Consider the following 6263-nt stretch of genomic DNA (forward strand, 5'->3'; position numbering starts at 1 on the left):
TCATGCTTTCAAAAAGCTGCATTCGAGTATGTGCTTGAAGGGGACATATACAACTGAAGTATAGTAAAGCGATTCTTCTCTTATTTATTAAAGATGGTTTAACATGCCTAAAATCAATGTGACTGCCTCAGCTCTCGTTGTTGAACTGTTGGGATTGAATTTGCCATCCCCGTCCCCCTTAACTAGACCTGCTTCCACGGCTGCTGCAACATAGGATCTAGCCCATGCCGGAACCTGTTTCGCATCATTAAATGTCAGGTGTGCATTAGAATCAACTTCAAGACCTAATGCACGAACAATAATGACTACGAATTCAGATCGTGTTATTTCATTATTTGCACGGAAAGTACCATCTTCGTATCCAGAAATGAAACCAGCCTTTACAAGTGCATGAATGAATGGCTGAGCCCATACCGGTGTTTGCTTTTGATCCGTAAAACTAAAGTCAGAATCAACAAAATCCAATTTCAATGCTCTAGCTAACATGGTTGCGAATTCACCACGTGTTACAGTTCGATTCGGTCTAAAAGTCCAATCTTTATATCCACTTACAAAACCAAGTTCAACCGACTTTTCAATGGAAGCCTTAGCCCAATGATCCGTAATATCCGACAGTTTTACTTTTGGAGTTTCAGGTTCAATAGGTTTAACTGGCTCTGTTGGCTCAGTAGGCTTAGGCGTTGGTGTAGGTGTTGGTTTAGGATCTGACGTTGGTGTTGGATCTGGTGGTGTCCAACTAGCTTCAGTCTTCACCGTTACACTCGGACCATCCTTACTCCAATTTTCTGCTGCATCGCCTGCTTCAACTTTAAATTTATACGTCGTGTCAGATGAAAGGCCACTGACTGTATAGCTAGTGATATCAGCTGGTATTGTAATTAATGCAATACCATTCTTATAAACCTTATAGCTTGTTACACCCGTATCATCCGTTGCTGCTGTCCATGAAAGTGTAAGGCTAGTCTTGCCAACATTTGTAACTGATAATTTAGCATCTACTGACCAAGATGGTGCAGATGTATCTGTTGTTGTTTCTGCTTCCAAGTTAAAATCAAGTGTTGTTGTTGCATCTGCTATTACATCACCATTATTACTTTGCTCTGTATAGCCTTTCTTGCTAGCTGTTACAGTATAGTCTGTACCAACTGGCACATTCGCAATAAAATAGATTCCTTCTGATGACGTTGTTGCAGCGTATACAGCTCCACTTACCGTCAGACTTACTTTAGCACCTTCTACAGGAGTGTCTTGCCCATTTGTCACTGTTCCTGCAATGCTTCCTGCCTTCGTTGGTACGGTTACGTCATAGATGAATTTGGCATCTGCCCAGTCAACATGCGTATTATACCTTGCTTCAGGATTGCCAGGATTGTTATTCCATTCAGCAACAAGCTTAATCTGCTTGGCTCCTGTGATATCAAGATCAATAAATTCGCAGTTGTAATCTCTCATCATTACTGGGCTAATATAGATTTGCTCATCATCTTTAAATACTTTAAAGATAGCTTCTCCACCCATTTTAGGGGCTTTCTTGTCAATTCCTACATAGACTTGAAATCTTGTATACCCACGTCCATCTACATTGTATACAACTTCTGAATTTGTATCTGAAGATAATCCTTTGGTAAAAGTCTTAACTCCTGTTGCAGAGTTCAAGTCAAGGGTGGAATCGCCATACTGCGGTTCATCCTTAAGTACATCATTATAATCACTGTGTGCTGATACCCATTCCAGATCACTTGCATAGTCAAAATTGTTCGGCTCTGCTTCCTCATAATCCTGCCCATATAATATCAGTTCCGCCATACCTATTCTGAACCCGCCGCCAGCAGTTATATCCTTAATTGTTACGCGAACATAATTAATGTTATCATACGGCTTAGCAAATCTTTCTGGTGTGAAATGCTGTCCACCTACATAGCGATTATCAAGTGCCTTTTTCCATGTTTCACCATCCGTAGATACTTCTAAATCATATGTGTACCAGTTACTGTCCTTTTCCCAGAAAATACGGCTTCCAATAATAGATTGAGGCCTGTTGAATTTTACTGTCACGGACTGAGGAAGCGTTAATTCCTTTGATAACCAACCCGTTCCTATCGTAGTTACACCATCTCTAAGCTTATCCGTACCCCTGTCAGCTTCATGTTCTGAAGATGATGTAATAGATTCTATTTTCGCATCTGTTATAATGTCACCAGGTTCCTCATTCTCTGAAGGTATTATCTTAAACTCAAATAAAGATGCCCAATCTCCATGTGTTATACGATCAACAATCGTTAATCTTACATATCTCCCATTTGTTTCTACAAGCTTTGTTTCTTCATATCCATTAGGCGTGGTATTTAATGTATTATCAATAACCTTTTGCCAGTTGATCCCAGCCTCTGATACTTCAATATAGTACTTATATACATTTGTACTACTTTCCCACATAACCTGAAAACCAGCCAAAGCACTACTATTCTGTAAATCAACCTGTATCCACTGTGGTAAGGATGATCCATTTGCACACCATCTTGTACCTTCGTCGTTATCTACTGCATACATTGCAAAGTTACCTGATTGTTCAGAAGAACTTGTAACAGGTTTACCAACTGCAATATTTTTATAGGTCTGTTCTGTGGTTTCTAGTTTGTCAACTCCACCAACCCATGGTATATGCTGTCCATCAGGGACAAACTGACCTTGATAGGGTACTGTACTTACTGTTGTTGTTCCTCCATTCAATCCTTCTGCTGTAGCATTGATGTTTATATTTCCACTGACGTCTGAAGTTCTTACAAATGCAAAACCTATACCACCTTCAACACGCTGTTCTTCAACACCTATTCTTTCGATGTTTTCCCCAACGAGTTCCCCGTCACCTGTGACAGCAATTTTAATGCTACCCTCGTAGCTTGGTACGACAGTTCCATTCTCATCTACTACTTTGAAGTATACGGGGATTACATCCGAACCATCTGCTACTGGCATGATTCCTCTGTCACGTACTTCAATTTCTATTCCAGCAGCTTGACCTGGTGTTTTAACCGTATGCGTTTTAACGACTTTTCCATCTAAAATCGCTTCGGCTCTAAGGTCACCTGCTGCAAACTTTGCTAATTGAAACGTAAATATTGGGCTACCACCTTTTTTAGCTATGTTCGGAACAGATTTCAAAGCCTCTTCCCTTGTAATTTCTTTAATCAATACATTATTCTGATAGAGCTTCACACTCTCACAGTTACTAAATACATTAACATTCAGGCTTGATGTTGGAGAATATGTGCTTGCTATAAACACCATTGGACCATTTACAGAATTTCTAGCCGATTGCATGGACTGTAACCAGTAGTAATCATATTTTTCATATCTATCGATATCTACTGTTCCGCTTCCCAATGTCTTCGTCGTTGATCCACGTGCATAGTCATTCCAGCTCCATAAGAAATATCCACCTATTCTATCATTTGCATCTAGTCCACCCCAGTCAGAGTAACCATCTCCATTTAAATATCTCTGACGCGTCAAAATCTGAGTCATCATAGCGTCTTCGCCTTCTTTTCTCAGCGCCTTGCTAGATTCTTCAAAATCACCCCATTCACGTGTAAAGAATGGCTTGTTTGGATCAAAGTCAGTCCATTTGCTTGAGTCATCTTCCCAATTCATATCAACGACTTTATAGTTCACATCATAGAAAGATCCCTGTAGTCCATGGTCTGCTGCTGTATACATCTGATTGCCAGGATATTCTGCATGAGCAATACCAGTAGCCTCTTTTGCCCATTCTGCAGAGTAGCCCGTCTCATTAAGTGAAGTTTCCCATAGGATGACGGACGGTCTGTTTCTGTCACGTCTGATCATTTCACGTGTATCTCTTAAAGTGAGATCATAGAACTTTTGACTTTTGGTGAAGTTCTGCCAGCCAGGCTGACATTCAATAACTAATAACCCCAATTCATCAGCTGCATCTAAAAAAGCCGGATCATTGGGATAATGCGTAGCACGAACAGCATTAAATCCATTTTCCTTGATCTGCATCGCATCACGATACTGCATTGAATTAGAGGCTGCATCTCCAATATTCTGATACGCCTGATGACGGTTTACTCCGCGTAAAAATAATTTTTCACCATTGATATATAATCCATCTGCTTTGTACTCTATTGTTCTGATCCCTATCTTTGTCGTAACAGAATCAACTAAAGTTGACCCGTTGTATACTTCACTAACTAAAGAATAAAGATAAGGTGTATCTGGATGCCACAAATTTGGATTGGTTAACGTTATATCCTGATTAAACTGTTGATCTCCACCTGCTGGTATACTTGCAGCATCAGCTTCACCCTGTGCAACTGTATTTCCTTCCTTGTCCACCAGCTTACTTACAACTTTCGTGTTAGCTGATGTATTATTTTGGTTGACAACATGCGTTTTTACATTAACCTTTGCATATGTTTTGCTCACTTCTGGATAAGTCACAAAAACGCCGCCACTAGCTGTTTTATCAGCCTGTAATACATATGAAATATGTAAATTATTTGTAATCCTCATGGTTACATCTCGGTAAATACCGCCGTAGTAATGAAAATCGAGATTTGCTATTGGCTTTCCTGGCGGAGTATCTGGACTATCATAGCTAGATACTTTTACGGCTAAAACATTGGTTTCACCAAATTTCACTTTATCTGTAATATCTACAGAGAATCCTACATAACCACCATTACGCGTATAAATTTTTTCTCCATTTAAATAGATTTCACTGTCGATCATTACACCTTCAAAGTCAATATTGATTGTATTTCCTCTGTACATCTCGTCAACCGTAAAATAACGTCTGTACCAACCTGTTCCTTGATATACTGCTTTTCCACCATTAGCATGTTTCTTCTCCAGTCTCATGGTGTGTGGAATCGTTATATTAGCAAATGCCTGATCATCATAGTCAACTGCCTCTGCCCCTGCTAATTCGCCTCTGTAAAAGCCCCAATCGCTATTTAAATTCATTAGTGTTCTCCCATTTGTATTCTCGGTTGTCAGAACAGTACTATTACCCTGTGCATATATAACTGTACTAGAGTATTCCATACCAAACATTAACAAAATTAAAATCCATAAAGCTATTCTCTTCATAATTGCACCACTTTCATAAATTATATTGAAAGATTAAAAGTATTAAGTATCTCAAATCGTTCTTACAAGTCCAGTTTCGCTAGCTTGACGTCTGAAGAGAAATCCTAAATGAAAGGGCTTTCAATACATTAGAGGCAAATGAACAATGAGCGAATCAGATCAACGGCAAGATATTGATTTTTTCTTAACTTTTCATTTTTGTTTATTCCTTCTCCTTTCTAGTTTTTGCTTATTAAGGATACGCTCAAGAAATATTGCAATCTATCTTATAACATAATGCGAGAAATTTTCATAGATACGCACCTTTCGTATAATTATTTCACGATCTCCTGTGATACTGGAACGTTTGAAAGTACCGAATGATGTAGGGGGAAAACATGCTTCTATCTCGCTTTATCTATCGTCATGTCAAGATCGCTTTGGCTACGATTGCAAGGTCTTTAATGTCAACCTTACCTTCATGATTTACATCCACCTTCTCATTGCAGCCCGCTTAGCTTTGTTATGTCCCTGCAACGATAGCCAAGTCTCAAATCGAGATACTTCATCACCATTGACATCTGCGTTTATTCTCTTGTCGCCAAACACTTGAATTACCGCATCATTACCTTTGCCAGCGACATTTTTTCCTCCTTCGAGTCAAATCTATTACTTTCTATTACTTGCCAATTGCCATCGATCAGCATCACCTCCTTTGAGTTCGAGTACCACTCTTAAATCCCAGTCTTTAACCGTGTTAATACATCAGATGCCTACCAGTGCAATCTAAAACAAAACTAAATAATTAGCTGAGTAAATCTAAATGTAGATGTCATGTTGGGATCGCTTACAAATGTGAAAAGAACAGTAGGAAATTACTTTAATAAATGAGGAAAGGGAGGAAAGATAATAAGTTGAATGATTTATTTTTTCATTGTACTCTCCCGCCATGGATAGGTTAATGACGATAATTTGGATTTCATGATAAATTTACGGTAAGCGTCAAATAGGTTATTTACAAAGTAAACATATTTAACGTCTACCATAAAAAATCCCCTTCAGCGCACTTGTACCTCATGCTTTCAAAAAGCTGCATTCGAGTATGTGCTTGAAGGGGACATATACAACTGAAGTATAGTAAAGCGATTCTTCTCTTATTTATTAAAGAT

General features: G+C 38.9%; 1 protein-coding gene. It reads right to left on the reverse strand.

What is annotated here, in order from left to right:
* Positions 1–87 precede the first annotated feature (87 nt).
* Entirely contained in the window at positions 88–4989 is a 4902-nt protein-coding gene (locus BW961_RS29125) for an S-layer homology domain-containing protein (RefSeq protein WP_169810297.1), read from the reverse strand.
* Between the last annotated feature and the right edge of the window lie 1274 nt (positions 4990–6263).

It is taken from the genome of Paenibacillus macquariensis (genome assembly GCF_900156375.1).
Taxonomy (GTDB): domain Bacteria; phylum Bacillota; class Bacilli; order Paenibacillales; family Paenibacillaceae; genus Paenibacillus_AQ; species Paenibacillus_AQ macquariensis.

Excerpts from the sequence above, each read along its gene's own strand:
- BW961_RS29125 (WP_169810297.1), bottom strand. The coding sequence starts at position 4,989 with ATGAATTTAAATAGCGATTGGGGCTTTTACAGAGGCGAATTAGCAGGG.